The 14733-nt window shown below is 72.3% G+C and carries 17 protein-coding genes; 11 read left to right on the top strand and 6 right to left on the bottom strand.

Annotated elements, in window-relative coordinates; all coding sequences use genetic code 11:
• The first annotated feature begins 18 nt into the window (after nt 1-18).
• Entirely contained in the window at nt 19-1032 is a 1014-nt protein-coding gene (locus BCAV_RS16450; protein WP_015883746.1) for a sigma-70 family RNA polymerase sigma factor, read from the top strand.
• 41 nt (nt 1033-1073) lie between these two features.
• On the opposite strand, the gene BCAV_RS16445 is transcribed toward BCAV_RS16450, so the two are convergent.
• Nucleotides 1074-2246 carry a macrolide family glycosyltransferase gene (locus tag BCAV_RS16445; protein ID WP_015883745.1) on the bottom strand — a complete coding sequence of 391 codons (1173 nt, stop codon included), beginning with the start codon at nt 2244-2246 and terminating at the stop codon, nt 1074-1076.
• A 39-nt stretch (nt 2247-2285) separates the two neighbouring features.
• On the bottom strand, nt 2286-2579 hold the full coding sequence (locus tag BCAV_RS16440; protein ID WP_043347394.1) for an MTH1187 family thiamine-binding protein: 294 nt from the start codon (nt 2577-2579) through the stop codon (nt 2286-2288).
• Nucleotides 2580-2752: 173 nt separating this feature from the next.
• On the opposite strand from BCAV_RS16440, the gene BCAV_RS16435 reads away from it, so the two are divergent.
• The 3 genes from BCAV_RS16435 (at nt 2753) to arfA (ending at nt 5018) form a co-directional block, all read left to right on the top strand.
• Nucleotides 2753-2980 carry a helix-turn-helix domain-containing protein gene (locus BCAV_RS16435; RefSeq protein ID WP_015883743.1) on the top strand — a complete coding sequence of 76 codons (228 nt, stop codon included), beginning with the start codon at nt 2753-2755 and terminating at the stop codon, nt 2978-2980.
• Nucleotides 2981-3057: 77 nt separating this feature from the next.
• Nucleotides 3058-3156 carry a 30S ribosomal protein bS22 gene (locus BCAV_RS22315; RefSeq protein ID WP_003792170.1) on the top strand — a complete coding sequence of 33 codons (99 nt, stop codon included), beginning with the start codon at nt 3058-3060 and terminating at the stop codon, nt 3154-3156.
• Between the two features lie 356 nt (nt 3157-3512).
• Complete coding sequence (arfA, locus tag BCAV_RS16430; protein WP_015883742.1) at nt 3513-5018, top strand: arabinosylfuranosidase ArfA; 1506 nt, start codon at nt 3513-3515, stop codon at nt 5016-5018.
• A gap of 142 nt (nt 5019-5160) precedes the next feature.
• On the opposite strand, the gene BCAV_RS16425 is transcribed toward arfA, so the two are convergent.
• Both BCAV_RS16425 and BCAV_RS16420 read right to left on the bottom strand, forming a co-directional pair.
• Nucleotides 5161-6702, bottom strand: a complete 1542-nt coding sequence (locus tag BCAV_RS16425; protein ID WP_015883741.1) for a UDP-N-acetylglucosamine 1-carboxyvinyltransferase — start codon at nt 6700-6702, stop codon at nt 5161-5163.
• A 162-nt stretch (nt 6703-6864) separates the two neighbouring features.
• A complete protein-coding gene (locus tag BCAV_RS16420) occupies nt 6865-7698 on the bottom strand; it encodes an HAD family hydrolase (RefSeq protein WP_144016804.1) in 834 nt (277 codons plus the stop codon).
• A gap of 144 nt (nt 7699-7842) precedes the next feature.
• Between BCAV_RS16420 and BCAV_RS16415 the strand changes: the two genes are divergently transcribed.
• Nucleotides 7843-8130, top strand: coding sequence for a glutaredoxin family protein (locus BCAV_RS16415; protein ID WP_043347390.1), 288 nt, complete (start codon nt 7843-7845; stop codon nt 8128-8130).
• A gap of 117 nt (nt 8131-8247) precedes the next feature.
• Here BCAV_RS16415 and BCAV_RS16410 read toward each other — a convergent pair whose 3' ends face one another.
• Nucleotides 8248-8784 (bottom strand): YceI family protein, encoded by a 537-nt coding sequence (locus tag BCAV_RS16410; RefSeq protein WP_015883738.1) that lies wholly within the window; start codon nt 8782-8784, stop codon nt 8248-8250.
• Between the two features lie 92 nt (nt 8785-8876).
• Between BCAV_RS16410 and BCAV_RS16405 the strand changes: the two genes are divergently transcribed.
• From BCAV_RS16405 to ccsB, 6 genes are all read left to right on the top strand, one after another.
• Nucleotides 8877-9383, top strand: a complete 507-nt coding sequence (locus tag BCAV_RS16405) for a MarR family winged helix-turn-helix transcriptional regulator (RefSeq protein ID WP_015883737.1) — start codon at nt 8877-8879, stop codon at nt 9381-9383.
• Nucleotides 9384-9452: 69 nt separating this feature from the next.
• The gene (locus BCAV_RS16400; RefSeq protein WP_015883736.1) at nt 9453-10100 is read left to right on the top strand and encodes a histidine phosphatase family protein; all 648 of its coding nucleotides are present in this window, start codon (nt 9453-9455) and stop codon (nt 10098-10100) included.
• On the top strand, nt 10093-10689 hold the full coding sequence (locus tag BCAV_RS16395; protein WP_015883735.1) for a TlpA family protein disulfide reductase: 597 nt from the start codon (nt 10093-10095) through the stop codon (nt 10687-10689). The genes BCAV_RS16400 and BCAV_RS16395 overlap by 8 nt, the downstream gene beginning before the upstream one ends.
• Nucleotides 10689-11483, top strand: a complete 795-nt coding sequence (locus BCAV_RS16390; protein WP_015883734.1) for a cytochrome c biogenesis CcdA family protein — start codon at nt 10689-10691, stop codon at nt 11481-11483. The genes BCAV_RS16395 and BCAV_RS16390 overlap by 1 nt, the downstream gene beginning before the upstream one ends.
• Entirely contained in the window at nt 11483-13159 is a 1677-nt protein-coding gene (gene resB, locus BCAV_RS16385; protein ID WP_015883733.1) for a cytochrome c biogenesis protein ResB, read from the top strand. The genes BCAV_RS16390 and resB overlap by 1 nt, the downstream gene beginning before the upstream one ends.
• Complete coding sequence (ccsB, locus tag BCAV_RS16380; protein WP_015883732.1) at nt 13156-14211, top strand: c-type cytochrome biogenesis protein CcsB; 1056 nt, start codon at nt 13156-13158, stop codon at nt 14209-14211. The genes resB and ccsB overlap by 4 nt, the downstream gene beginning before the upstream one ends.
• A 19-nt stretch (nt 14212-14230) precedes the next feature.
• Here ccsB and BCAV_RS21745 read toward each other — a convergent pair whose 3' ends face one another.
• Nucleotides 14231-14683 (bottom strand): PLD nuclease N-terminal domain-containing protein, encoded by a 453-nt coding sequence (locus BCAV_RS21745; protein ID WP_015883731.1) that lies wholly within the window; start codon nt 14681-14683, stop codon nt 14231-14233.
• Between the last annotated feature and the right edge of the window lie 50 nt (nt 14684-14733).

Below are 14733 nucleotides of genomic sequence, written 5' to 3'. Positions count from 1 at the left end.
CGGGCAGAATCATCGGTTGTGACGGACGTTTCCTCGGCCACCGACGACCTCGCGCTCGCGCGCGCCGGGGACGACGACGCCTTCACCCGCCTCGTCGCGCCGCTGCGACGGGAGCTGCACGCGCACTGCTACCGGATGCTCGGGTCCGCGCACGACGCCGACGACGCGCTCCAGGAGGGCATGGTGCGGGCGTGGCGCCACCTGTCGCGGTTCGAGGGTCGCAGCTCGTTGCGGTCGTGGCTGTACTCGGTGACGACGCGCACGTGCCTGGACGCCGTGGCCGGGCGCCGTCGTCGCGCGCTGCCGATGGACCTCGGGCCGGCGAGCGACCACACGGTGCTCGACGACGTCCCGCGCGACGACGTCCCATGGCTCACGCCGTATCCGGACGTGACCGGGAGCCGGGAACCGGCTGCCCGGTACGAGCAGCGGGAGGCCGTCGAGCTCGCGTTCGTCGCCGCGTGCCAGCACCTGCCCGGCAACCAGCGGGCGGCGCTGCTGCTGTTCGACGTGCTGGGCTTCTCCGCTGCCGAGATCGCCGAGCTGATGGACACGACGACGGCGTCCGTCACCAGCGCGCTCCAGCGTGCGCGCCGCACGGTGGCGGATCGCGTGCCGCCGCGTTCGCAGGCGCAGGTGCTGCGCACCATCGACGACGCCGAGCTCCGCGCCGTCGTCACCGACTACGCCGGTGCGTTCGAGCGCGGCGACACGGCGGCGCTCGCGGCGCTCCTCACCGAGGACGTCACGTGGTCGATGCCGCCGCTGCCGCACTGGTACTCCGGGCGCGATCGCGTGCTGGACTTCGCCCGACGCGTGCCGATGACGCGGTGCGGGTTCTGGCGACACCGGGTGACGCGTGCCAACGGGCAGCCGGCCGTGGCGTCGTACCTGAGCCGCGACGACGCCGACGGCCCGCACGACGCCTGGTCGATCAACGTCCTCACGCTGAGCGGCGACCGGATCGCCGGCATCACGTCGTTCATCGGCGTCGAGCACTTCGCGTCGCTGGGGCTGCCGGCCGCGCTCTGACCGGCGGCGAGCGCCGGCACGGTGCCGAGACCGTGGCCGGGCTACCGGTCCAGAACTCGCTCGACGGCGTCGGCGGCCGCGGCCGCGCCGCCCGCCGCTTCGATCTCGCCGCGCATCCAGGCCAGGCGGTCGCGGACGCCCGGGTCCGCTGCGACGTCGTCCACCGCGCGCCAGAGCTCCTCGGCGGTCACGGCGTCAGGATCGAGACGTCGCCCGAGGCCCAGCTCGGCGATCCGGTCGGCGTTGGCGCGCTGCTCGGCCATCTGCGGGAGAGCGATCAGCGGGACGCCGAAGGCCAGCCCCTCCATCGTGCTGCCCATCCCGGCGTGGGTGACGAAGGCGCTCGCGTGCTCCAGCACGGCGAGCTGGGGCGCCTGCGCGTGGACCTCGACGTTCGGCGGGACCGGGCCGATCGACTCGGGTTCCACGAGGTCGCCCACGGCCAGCACGACGTGCCACGGCCTGCCGCGCGCGGACTCGGCGACCATCCGGAAGAAGTCCGGGCGGTCGTTGTACGCGGTGCCGAGCGAGACGAGCAGGACGGCCGGGTCTCCGGCGGGTGGTGACCAGGCGGCCTGGAACCGACGTTCCGTCAGGCCGGGTCCGACGAAGGCGTACCCGTCGGTGAAGGTGTCGCCCGCGTACTGGAACGCGCGCGGGATCGTGACGATGCGGAGGTCGGCACGGGTGCCCTGCAGGAACCCGCCGACGTCCTTGATGCCCTGGGTGCGGAGGTACCGGCCGATGCGGAGGACCATCCGCAGGAATCGCGGACTCAGCGGGTTGATCCGGGCGTACGCATTCATCGACCAGTGCCCGTTGCTGACCAGGTTCGGCCAGGTCTCGATCGCGGGCACGCCCCAACGATGGGCGAGGATCCTGCCCCACCAGGCGAGAGTGCCGTCGTGGAGCACGACGTCCGGCACCTTCGCGTCGACCAGTGTCGGCACGAGCGCCCGCGTCTCGTCGAGCAGCAGACCCATCGCTCGGACGAGCTCGGCGCCGTGCATCTGCGGGAGCGTGTCCCGGCCCATGCTCTCCCAGGTCGACGTCACCGGGACGAACCGGGCGCCCGTCTCCGTGATCCGCTCGCCGAACGGCCGAGGAGCGTAGTACGTCACGTCGTGACCACGACGGACCAGCTCCGTGACGATGCCGAGCGTCGGGTTGATGTGTCCAGCGCCGAGCGGGCCGTAGCAGGCGATGGCGGGCATCGAGGCACTGTATCGGCGCACCCTGGCGGCTCGAGGCGCTCAGTCGGCCAGGCGCTCCTCGAGCCGTGCGACCTTGCCGTCGATCTCACCGCTGTGGCCGGGCCGGATGTCGGCCTTCAGCACGAGCGACACGCGGTGGCCGTGCGCGACGACGGCGTCGGTCGCCCGCCGCACGACGTCCATCACCTCGTCCCACTCGCCCTCGATCTCGGTGAACATCGCGGAGGTGCGGTTGGGGAGGCCGGACGCACGCACGATGCGCACGGCGTCCGCGACGGCGTCGGACACGGACTCGCCCGAGCCGAGCGGGGCGACGGAGAACGCGACGAGCATGCCGACCATCATCGCAGCCGCCAGGCCCGGGCGGCGGGCGCGACCCCGGTCATCGGCGCCGCGCCGGGCGGCCGACTTCCCGCGCGATGCCTTGGGGCCGTAAGGTTCTTCCCTGGTATCCGGCAGGCTGCTCCACGCCGCCGGTGGGACGCACCGGCGCGCAGGAGGTGAGCATGGCTGAGGAGCCGACAGTCGACGAGGCCCCGCGCTTCCTCACCGTCGCCGAGGTGGCGGAGCTGGTCCGTGTCTCCCGCATGACCGTGTACCGCATGGTGCAGGCCGGCGACCTGCCCGCGATCCGCGTCGGCAAGTCCTATCGCGTGCCGGCGGCCGCCGTCGACGCGCTCGTCTCCGACGGTCTGGCACCGCTCGCGGACCGCCGGCACGCCGAGGGCGAGTAGAATCGACCGCGATCGTTGTCCCGCGGCTCGTAGCGTGCGGGTCATCCCGTCGCCGATTCCGACTCGAGTGAGGTCCCGTGGGCTCCGTCATCAAGAAGCGCCGTAAGCGCATGGCGAAGAAGAAGCACCGCAAGCTGCTGCGCAAGACGCGCCACCAGCGTCGCAACAAGAAGTGAGCCACCGCGCACGCCCGTTCGAGGCGTGCGCGTGGTGGCGCTCTCCACGTCCAGGCCCGGCCATGTGCCGGGCCTGAGTCGTCTCCGCCGCCTGGGCGCTGTCGGGTCCCGCTCGGTCGACCGTGTGGTTGGTCCCTCGAACCCGGGTGTTGAGGGGACCCACGACACGGTGGTCCCATCGTGGCTCCGTCACCCCGGAGACTCGAACCCTCGAATCGATTTGACGACGACCGCCCGTCCTGCCACGGTTACATCGATGTAGAACCCGGGCGGTCGTACGCTGTGCGCACCCGGGCAGTCCAGCACCCCTCACGGCCCTGGTCGCCCAGCGGCTCGACGACGAGACGGAGAACCCCTTGCTGCGCGGAACCCTCACGATCGACCCGGCGTTCGCCGTCGGCCCCGTCCGCCCCCGCACGTTCGGCTCGTTCGTCGAGCACCTCGGACGTTGCGTGTACACCGGCATCTACGAGCCGGAGCACCCGGACGCGGATGCGGACGGCTTCCGCAGCGACGTCCTCGACCTCACGCGTGAGCTCGGCGTCTCGACGGTGCGCTACCCCGGCGGCAACTTCGTGTCCGGGTACCGCTGGGAGGACGGCGTCGGCCCGCGCGAGAAGCGGCCCGTCCGGCTCGACCTTGCCTGGCACTCGAGCGACCCGAACTGGGTCGGCATCGACGAGTTCATGGCGTGGTGCGCCAAGGCCGACGTCGAGCCGATGATGGCGATCAACCTCGGCACGCGCGGCGTGCAGGAGGCGCTCGACGTCCTCGAGTACTGCAACGCGCCGGTCGGCACGCACTTCGCCGACCTGCGCGCCGCGAACGGCCACCCCGAGCCGTACCGCATCAAGATGTGGTGCCTGGGCAACGAGATGGACGGCCCGTGGCAGATCGGCCACAAGACGGCCGAGGAGTACGCCCGCGTCGCCACCGAGGCCGCCCGCGCGATGCGGATGATCGACCCGGAGCTCGAGCTCGTCGTCTGCGGCTCGTCGAGCTCGTCGATGCCGACGTTCGGCGCCTGGGAGCACACCGTGCTGGCCGAGTCGTACGAGCACGTCGACCTCGTGTCGGCGCACGCGTACTACTACGAGGTCGACGGCGACCTCGGCTCGTTCCTCGCCTCCGCCGTCGACATGGACCACTTCATCGACTCCGTCGCGGCGACGGCGGACGCCGTGCGGGCGGCCGGCAAGCACACGAAGCGGATCCACATCAGCTTCGACGAGTGGAACGTCTGGTACCAGAAGCGCGCCGAGTCACGCCCGCCGTCGGGCGACGACTGGCCCGTGGCGCCGGTGCTGCTCGAGGACACCTACAACGTGGCCGACGCCGTCGTCGTCGGGAACCTGCTCGTGTCGCTGCTGCGGCACACCGACCGGGTCCACGCCGCGAGCCTCGCCCAGCTCGTCAACGTCATCGCGCCGATCATGACGGAGCCCGGCGGCCGCTCGTGGCGGCAGACGATCTTCCACCCGTTCGCGCTGACCGCACAGCACGCGAAGGGCCAGGTGCTGCAGGTCGCGCTGGACGCCCCGACGTACTCCACGTCGCGCTTCGGCGAGGTCAGCGTGCTCGACGCCGTCGCGACGCACGACGCCGAGTCCGGCGCCGTCACGCTGTTCGTCGTCAACCGCTCGACCGACGCGCCGCTGACGCTCGACGTCGACCTGCGCGGCGTCGGAGACGTGTCGGTCCTCGAGGCGCTCACGCTGGCGAACCCCGACCACACGTGGGCTGCGACCGCCGACGACGCCGACTCCGTCCTCCCGCAGGCGAACGGCAGCGCGGCGATCGCCGAGGGCCGCCTGAGCGTGGAGCTCCCGCCCGTGTCGTGGAGCGTCGTCCGCCTCGGCTGACCCGCGCAGGCCGTGCGCGAGCTCGTACCTCCGCGGCGAGTTCGTATGCCCGGGAGTACGAGCTCGCCGCCGAGGTACGAGCTCGACGGCGCCCCTCACCACCCAAGGTGAGGGGCGCCGTCGTCGTCCCGGAATGGGGACCTCAGTCGCGGAACGTCTCGATCTGTGCGCCGAGCTCGATGAGGCGCTCCTGCAGCTGCTCGTAGCCGCGGGCGATGATGTCGACGCCGCGCAGCACGGACGTGCCCTTCGCGGCGAGCATCGCGAGCAGGATGACGACGGCGGGGCGCAGCGCCGGCGGGCACGAGATCTCCGCGCCGGACCAGTGCGTCGGGCCCGTGACGTCGAGGCGGTGCGGGTCGAGCATGCGGACGTCCGCGCCGAGACGCGTGAGGTCCGTGAGGTGGATCGCCCGGTTGTCGTAGACCCAGTCGTGGATGAGGGTCGTCCCGCTCGCGCACGCCGCGATGACGGCGAAGAACGGCAGGTTGTCGATGTTGAGGCCGGGGAACGGCATCGGGTGGATCTTGTCGATCGGGGCGTGCAGCTCGCTCGGCTGGACGGTGATGTCGACGAGCCGCGTCCGCCCGTTGGCGGCGGTGTACTCGGGGGACAGGGCGTAGCGCAGGCCCATCTCCGCGAGCGTGGCCAGCTCGATCTCCATGAACTCGACCGGCACCCGGGCCACGGTGATCTCCGAGTTCGTCACGATGCCGGCGGTGAGCAGGCTCATCGCCTCGACCGGGTCCTCGGAGACGGCGTACTCGACGTCCGCGCGGATGTCGGGTGAGCCGTGGACCACGAGCGTCGTCGTCCCGATGCCCTCGATCCGCACGCCGAGGAGCTCGAGGTAGAAGCACAGGTCCTGGACCATGTAGTTCGAGCTCGCGTTGCGGATCGTGGTGGTCCCGACGTGCCGGGCGGCGGCCATGATCGCGTTCTCGGTGACGGTGTCGCCACGCTCGGTGAGGACGACGCGCAGGTCGGTGGGCCGGTCGGTGGCGACGGTGGCGTGGTACTCGCCGGCAGTCGCGACGACGTCGAGCCCGAACGGGCGCAGCGCGATCATGTGCGGCTCGACGGTGCGCGTCCCGAGGTCGCAGCCGCCCGCGTAGGGGAGCTCGAACGTCTGCTCCCGGTTCAGCAGGGGGCCCAGGAACATGATGATGCTGCGGGTGCGGCGCGCGGCGTCCGTGTCGATCGACGTGAGGTCGAGCTTGGCCGGCGGCTGGATGTCGAGGTCGCGCCCGTCGGCGGACCAGGTGACGACCACGCCGATCGAGCGCAGGACGTCGACGATGCGGTCCACCTCGACGATCCGGGCGACGCCGCGCAGGCGCGTGCGACCGGAGTTGAGGAGCGACGCGCACAGCAGCGCGACCGCGCCGTTCTTCGAGGACTTGACGGTGATCGTGCCGGACAGCTGGTGCCCGCCGGTCACGCGCAGGTGCGACGCTCGGGCGCCGCCGATCGACAGGAGGTCGGCCTCGAGCGCGCGGTTGATGCGCGTGAGGAGCTCGACCGAGAGGTTCTGGCTGCCCTGCTCGATCCGCGCGATCGCGCTCTGACTGGTGCCCAGGCGTTCAGCCAGCTGGGCCTGCGTGAGGCCCTTGTTCTGGCGGGCGCCGCGGATGAGCGCGCCGATCTCGGCGAGTGAGGTCTGCGTGTCGTCGATCACCGTCATGCGGGCCACGCTATACCGGATCTGAGATATTGCCAGGCTCCGACGCCGTGCGGTGTGTCACACAGGCCTCTTGCGATGCGCTGGGCGACTACGGGCGGCTCCCGCGGTGGCGCAGACATCCTCTCGCGGTGGCGCAGACTTCCTCTCGCGGAGGGGGTGGGGTCAGGGGCGGCGGCCGAAGAGCCGTCGGTGGATCGCGCGCGCCACGACGGCGGCCGCCCACGCCGCGCCGGCCCAGCTCGCCGTCGTGACACCGCGCTTCACCGAGCGCCTCCGGCGGCGGAAGTCGCGGACCGGCCAGCCCGTGCCGGCGCAGTGCAGCCGGAGCCTCGGGTCCGGGTTGATGGCGCACGGGTGCCCGACGATCGACAGCATGGGGACGTCGTTGATGGAGTCGCCGTATGCGGAGCAGTCCTCGAGCTCCACGCCGGCCCGGGACGCGATCTCGCGCACGGCGTCCGCCTTGTGCTCCCCGTGCATCATGTCGCCGACAAGTCGCCCGGTGTAGATCCCGTCGCGCGACTCGGCGACGGTGCCCACCGCGCCGGTGGCGCCGAGACGCCGGGCGATGAGGTCGCCGATCTCGCGGGGCGTGGCGGTGACGAGCCAGACCTCGTGACCGGCGGCCAGGTGCGCCCCGATGAGCGCGCGGGCACCGGGGAACACCCGGCTGCCGAGGACCTGGTCGTAGACGTCCTCGCCGATCGAGATCATCTCGGCCTCGGTGCGGCCGGCGATGATGTCCAGCGCGCGCCGTCGCACCTTCTGGATCCGGACGTTGTTCTCCCCGAACAGGAAGTACGCGAACGCGTGGGCCCCGAACCACAGGATGTCCCAGGCGGTGAAGAAGCGCCGGCGGTACAGCTCGCGCGCGAGGTGGTAGGCGCTCGCACCGCGGATCACCGTGTTGTCGACGTCGAAGAACGCCACGGCGGGTCGGTCGGCGGCCGGCACGGGCGCCGGGCGCGGTGCCGGGCGATCCGTTCGCGACTGCACCCGGCCACTGTAACGGCGGCTCCTGGACGGCGGTGGCTGGCGGACGTCGGCCCGGGGAGACGGTCTTGCGGACCGAGACGGGGCGCGTCGACGCGGATCCCCGATACGAGCGCTCGGTGCCGAGGCGCTCCTACAGTGAGACGCATGACCGCCCCCATCGGCAGCCCGGACGTCCCCGCCCCGCCGGACGTGCGCGTGCTGCTGCTCGAGCGCACCGGATGCCATCTCTGCGCCGAGGCCCGTGAGGTGCTCGCCGGCGTCTGCGGACCCCGTGGGATCCGCTGGGTGCCGGTGGACGTCGATGAGAGCGCCGACCTGGTCGCCGCGTACGGCGAGCTCGTGCCGGTGGTGCTGGTCGACGGCGTCCCGCGCGGTCAGTGGCGCATCGACCCGGCCAAGGTCGCGGCGGCAGTCGATGTGACGGGATCGTGACCGGATCGAGATGATCTTCGTCACACGCACCCGCGGGCCCCGACTACGGTGGGGAGTCGAGCCACCCGTCCATCAGCGTCGATGAACGGGTGGGCTCGGAAGCCCCCGCGGAGCGTCTCAGGCCTGCTTGACGGCCGAGACCTCGAGCAGCAGCTTGACCTTGTCGCCGAGCAGGAAGCCGCCCGCCTCGAGCGGTGCGTTCCACGTGATGCCGAAGTCGGCGCGGGTCAGCTCGCCCGTGGCCGAGAAGCCGACGCGCTCGGCGCCGAAGGCGTCGGTGGCGGCGCCGTTGAACTCGACGTCCAGCGCGATCGGCTTGGTGACGCCGTTGATCGTGAGCTCGCCGTCGAGGGTGAACTCCGAGTCGGAGCCGGAGGCGGCCTTCGAGACGAAGGACCAGGTGGGGTTCGACTCGACGCTGAAGAAGTCGGAGCTCTTGAGGTGCGCGTCGCGCTGGTCGTTCCCGGTGTCGACGCTGCTGGCGGCGATGGTCACCTGAACGCCGGAGTCGGCGAGCGCGTCGGCGACGTTGAGGGTGCCGTCGAACTCGGTGAAGCGGCCGCGGACCTTGGCGATGCCGGCGTGCCGGATCGTGAAGGCGACGTCGCTGTGGGCGGTGTCGATGGCGTAGGTGCCGGCGGGGATCGTGCTCATGGGTGGTCCTCCAGAGAAAGTAGTTGAACTCTCAACTAGTATCATGGCGTCATCATTCCCGGCAAGGGGTTCACGAGCACCGGAGGTACGTGATGTCGGACACTGCGGCGCACCAGGAGGACGTGCGCTGGCTCGACGCCGACCAGCAGCGCAGCTGGCGGGCGTACATCGCCGGCACCACCTATCTCATGGCAGCCCTGTCGCACGATCTGGAGACCGCCACCGGCCTGTCGATGCCGGAGTACGAGGTCCTCGTGCGTCTGTCCGAGGCGCCCGGGCGCACGCTGCGCATGTCCTCGCTCGCGAACGGGCTCGTGCACTCGCGCAGCCGGATGACCCACACGATCACGCGGATGGAGCGGGCTGGGCTGGTCGAGCGGGCGCGGTGCGGCGACGACGGGCGCGGCGTCTTCGCGACGATGACCCCCGCCGGCTGGGACCGCCTCGTCGCCGCGGCGCCGATCCACGTCGCCTCGGTGCGGGACCGGCTCGTCGACGCCGTGACCCCCGACCAGATGGAGGCGCTCGGCGAGGCGATGGCCGCCGTCGCCCGGGCCGGCGGCGTGGACGAGGACGCGATCGGCACCGGCTACGTCTGAGTCCGCCTGCACAGCGGGCCCGCCGACGGCGCGACACAGCACTCCTGCGGGTTTGCGACACTAGGTCCCATGCCCCGGACGATCGTCCATCTCGTGCGCCACGGCGAGGTGCACAACCCTGACGGCGTGCTCTACGGCCGCCTTCCCACCTACCGTCTGTCCGAGCGTGGGCAGGCGATGGCGCGACGCGTCGCCGAGCGACTCGTCGCGGACCCGCGCGCCGACGTCGTCACGGTCGTCTCCTCCCCGCTGCAGCGCGCGCAGGAGACGGCGGCGCCGATCGCCGCGGAGTACGGGCTCGACGTGCGCAGCGACGACCGACTCATCGAGGCCGGCAACCGGCTCGAGGGCATGCGGCTCGGGCAGGGCATGCGCGGCGTGCTGCGCTGGGAGGTGCTGCGCCACGCGGGCAACCCGTTCCGGCCCTCGTGGGGCGAGCCGTACGTCGAGCAGAAGCAGCGGATGTTCGCGGCGATCGACGACGCCCGGCGGCGCGCGGCCGGCCACGAGGCGGTGCTCGTCTCGCACCAGTCGCCGATCTGGATCACGCGGCTCGCCATCGCCGGGCGCCCGCTGTGGCACGACCTGCGGGCGCGCCAGTGCGCCCTCGCGTCCGTGACGTCGCTGACGTTCGACGGCGCCACGCTCGTCGCGCACGACTACGCCGAACCGGCCGCCGACCTCATCGGTGCGACGGCGCAGGTGCCCGGTGCGTAAGGGGCTGGTCCGGCTCGCCGTCGCGGCACTCGCCGCGGCGGCGCTGCTGGCGGGATGCACCACCGGCGACGACGGCGGACCGGTCGCCGGGGACGAGGTGCCGGACGCCGGCTACCAGGCCGGCGACGGCACGTTCACCAGCTGGGCGGAGGGCGAGCGCTCGGCGGCCGTGGAGGCCGACGGCACCACGTTCGAGGGCGAGGCGGTCGACCTCGCCGACTGGCGCGGCGACGTCGTCGTCCTCAACTTCTGGTACGCCGCGTGCCCGCCGTGCCGCGCCGAGGCGCGGGACCTGGCCGAGATCTCGGACGACTACGCCGCCGACGGCGTCCGCTTCCTCGGCGTGAACGGCACCGACGACACCGACACGGCGCTCGCGTTCCAGACCACGTTCGACGTGCCGTACCCGAGCCTCGACGACCGCGACGCCGCCGTCGTCGCCGCGCTCGAGGGCGTCGTCCCGTTGCGCGCGATGCCCACGACCGTGGTGCTCGACGCCGAGGGTCGTCCCGCGGCGCGCGTCATCGGGATCGCCGACCCGACGACGTTGCGCCTCCTCATCGACGACGTGCTGGCCGAGGCCGCCTGATGGACCTCGGCGGTGTGGCGGCGGCGTTCGAGCGGACGATCCTCTCGGGCTCCCTGCTCGCGGCGCTGCCGGTCGCCCTCATCGCCGGCTTCGTGTCGTTCGCGTCGCCGTGCGTGCTGCCGCTCGTGCCCGGGTACCTCGGATACGTCGGCGGGATGACCGGGATCGACCTGGGCGCTGCGCAGACGCGCGGCAGCTCGGGCGTCGGCCCCGCGTCCCGTGGCCGACTGCTCGCGGGCGTGCTGATGTTCGTCGCGGGGTTCAGCGCCGTGTTCGTCGCCCTGAGCCTCGTCTTCGTGCAGATCGGGGCGTCGGTGCAGCCGTGGATGGACGTCGTGCTGCGCGTGCTGGGTGTCGTCGTCATCCTGCTCGGCCTCGCGTTCATGGGGTTCGTGCCGTTCCTGCAGCGCGAGCGCCGTCTGCACGTCAGCCCCCGCGCCGGGCTCTGGGGCGCGCCGCTGCTCGGCGTCGTGTTCGGGCTCGGCTGGGCGCCGTGCATCGGGCCGACCCTCGGCGCCATCACGATCCTCGCGCTGCCCACCGGTGAGCCGGCGCGCGGCGCGGTGCTCGCGCTCGCGTACTGCCTCGGGCTCGGGCTGCCGTTCGTGCTCATCGCCCTCGCGTTCCGTCGCTCCGCCGGCGCGCTCGGCTTCCTCCGCCGGCACCGCCTGGCGATCATGCGGATCGGCGGCGGCCTGCTCATCCTGCTCGGGATCGCCCTCGTGTCCGGTCTGTGGATGCAGTGGTCGCAGTACCTGCAGGGGCTCGTCGACGGATTCGAGACGGTGGTCTGATGGCCGAGGTGAAGTCGTACCGGCCCGTGGGCCACGTCGACGAGGTTCTGGAGAGCGACGGCGGCAGCGCGGGCGGCGGCCCGTCAGGCCCGCGCCTCGGCGTCGTCGGCTGGCTCCGCTGGATGTGGCGGCAGCTCACGTCCATGCGGGTGGCGCTCCTGCTCCTGCTGCTGCTCGCCGTCGCCGCCCTGCCCGGCACGTTCTTCCCGCAGCGCCCTCAGGCGCCGGAGGAGGTCTCGGCCTACGCCGTCGAGAACCCGGGCACCTACCCGTGGCTCGACCGGTTCGGGTTCTTCGACGTCTACGCGTCGCCCTGGTTCTCCGCGATCTACCTGCTGCTGTTCGTGTCGTTGATCGGGTGCATCATCCCGCGCGCCGCCGTGCACATCCGGGCGCTGCGCACGCCGCCCCCGAAGGCCCCGCGCCGGTTCACCCGCTTCCCCGTGCGTGCGGAGGGGGTCGTGGCGACGTCGCCGGAGAAGGCGAGCGCCGCCGTCGTCGCCGGCCTGCGGGGCTACCGCGTGCGCACCGAGACCGAGCGAACCGGGGCCACGGCCATCTCGGCCGAGCGGGGCTACGCGCGCGAGACCGGCAACATCGTGTTCCACCTCGCGCTCGTCGGGGTGCTCGTGAGCGTGGCCCTCGGCTCGCTCGTGCACTACCGCGGTCAGGCGATCGTCGTCGAGGGCCGCAGCTTCGCGAACTCGCAGGTGCACTACGACTCGTTCGACGCCGGCGCCTGGTTCTCGCCGGAGAGCCTCGAGCCGTTCCGCTTCACGCTCGACCGCTTCGACTCCGAGTTCGACGAGCTCGGCCAGGCCCGCGACTTCACCGCCCACGTCACGGTCACGGACCCGGACGGCGCCTCCAGCGTCGAGACGATCAAGGTCAACCACCCGCTCGGCCTCGGCGGCGCCTCCGTGTACCTGCAGGGCAACGGGTACGCGCCGCAGATCACCGTGACCGACGGCGCGGGGGAGATCGCGTTCAGCGGGCCGGTGCCGTTCCTCCCGCAGGACACGTTCTACGCCTCCCGGGGGGTCGTGAAGGTCCCGGACGTCAGCGAAGGGCTCGACCAGCTCGGCTTCAACGGCTGGTTCCTGCCGACGGGCGAGCTGCTCGCGGACGGCGAGATCGCGGTCTCGACCGACCCGAACCCGAACGATCCGGTGCTGGTCCTCGAGATGTGGACCGGGGACCTCGGCCTGGACGCCGGCGTGCCGCAGAACGTGTACCAGCTCGACACCGACGGCCTCGAGCAGGTGATGGACCCCGACGACGCGTCGCAGCCGTACCGGGTGGTGCTGCGGCCCGGCGAGAGCCTCACGCTGCCGGACGGGCAGGGGGAGATCGCGTTCGGGGAGCTGCCGCGCTTCGTCGCGCTGGACCTGCGGTACGACCCGACCGTCGGGTGGGTGCTCGTCTTCGCGCTCCTCGCGCTCGGCGGCCTGGCCGCCTCCCTGTTCCTGCCCCGGCGCCGCATCTGGGTGCGCCTCGAGCCCGGCGGGAAGGGCTCGGGTGGGAGCGCGGTGGACGCGAGCAATACAGTGGTCAGCGCCGCCGCTCTCGCGCGCGGGGACGACCCAGGGTTGCGGCGCGAGCTCGGCCGGGTGCTCGCGAAGTTGGACGTCCCGCCGCCGCCGGCGTCGGGCTCGGAAGAAGAGGGTGACGCGTGACCGACCTGGGCGACCTCAGCCTGCTCCTCATCACGGGCGCCATGACGGCGTACCTGGTGGCGATGATCGCGTTCGCGATCGACCTCTCCCGCCTGCGGTCCGGCGTCGAGGACGCCCGGCCCCGCAAGGCGGCGGGGATCGCGATGGCCACGATGTGGCTCGGGGCGATCTTCCACCTCGCCGGCCTCCTGACCCGCGGGCTCGCCGCCGGCCGGGTGCCCTGGGCGAACATGTACGAGTTCACGATCTCCTCGACGTTCGTCGCCGTCGCCGTCTTCCTCGCGGTGCAGCGGCGTCGCGACATCCGCTACCTCGGGACGTTCGTGGCCCTGGTGTCGGTGCTCTCGCTGTTCCTCGCGCTGTCGGTGCTGTACGTCGCGCCCGACGGCGTCATGCCGGCGCTCCAGAGCTACTGGCTCGTGATCCACGTGTCGATCGCCGCTGCGGCGGTCGGCGTCTTCGCGCTGGCCGCGGTGGCGTCGGGCCTGCAGCTCGCGAAGGACGTCTCCGACACGCGAGCGTCGGCACGGGCGGCAGCACCCGTCGCGGCCGACGAGCCGGCCGTGGCGCTCGCGGGGGCGACGTCGGTCACCACCAGCTCCGCACGGGTCGACGGGCGGCCCGGCCGCAACGCGACTGCCGGGCGCGGTGGCCAGGCGGCTCGCGGCGCCACGGGGGCCCCCGCGGCGCGGCCGACCCGTGGCGGGACCGTCGCCCGGCGGGTGCTCGCCTCGCTCCCGTCCGCCGACGACCTCGAGCGGTTCTCCTACCGGCTCAACGCCGTCGGCTTCATCCTGTGGACGTTCACGCTGATCGCCGGGGCGATCTGGGCCGAGCACGCCTGGGGTCGGTACTGGGGCTGGGACGCGAAGGAGGTCTGGACGTTCGTCGTCTGGGTCGTCTACGCGGCGTACCTGCACGCGCGCAGCACCCGTGGCTGGGAGGGGCGCCGTGCCGCGTACTTCTCCCTCGCCGGGTTCGCGTCGATCCTCATCAACTACTACGTGGTGAACTTCTTCTTCACGAGCCTGCACACGTACTCGGGCGTCTGACGCCGCGCGGCGCCGGCGGTCAGGACTGTCGCTCGTCGCCGTTCTTCGGCCGGTCGTTCTCCGGGGTGGTGCCGTTCCCGGCGTCGTCAGCAGGACCGTCGGCGGGTCCGGCTGGTCCGGGGGAGGCATCGGGGGACGGCGTGTCGTCGCCGCGGTCCGGTTCCGGCGCGGCGGTGCCCGGCCGGAGCCCGGCGAGGAAGTCCGGGTCGTCGTCCGGGGCGAGGGGCCGTGCGCGTCCCCTCGTGGGCCCGCTCCAGCCCGACGGGCCGCCGGTGCGCGCCGCTCGTGCGTCGGCCATCCGGCTCACCACGAGCCAGAGGATCGCTCCGAGCGGTCCCGTCAGGACGATGACGATCACCCACACGACCTTGGGCAGGCCGTAGCGCTCGGTGTCGTCGGCGGCGCGGATGCAGTCGATGAGCGCGAACACGACGAGGCCGATGAGGAGAAGTGCCAGCAGATATCGACCCACACCTCGAGCGTATGCCCGATTCGGGCGTGTGAGAGCCGGGTTCGCCCGCG

Origin of the sequence: Beutenbergia cavernae DSM 12333 (genome assembly GCF_000023105.1) — a bacterium.
In the GTDB taxonomy this organism is placed as follows: Bacteria; Actinomycetota; Actinomycetes; order Actinomycetales; family Beutenbergiaceae; genus Beutenbergia; species Beutenbergia cavernae.
This window is presented reverse-complemented; position numbering and strand designations above follow the sequence as displayed.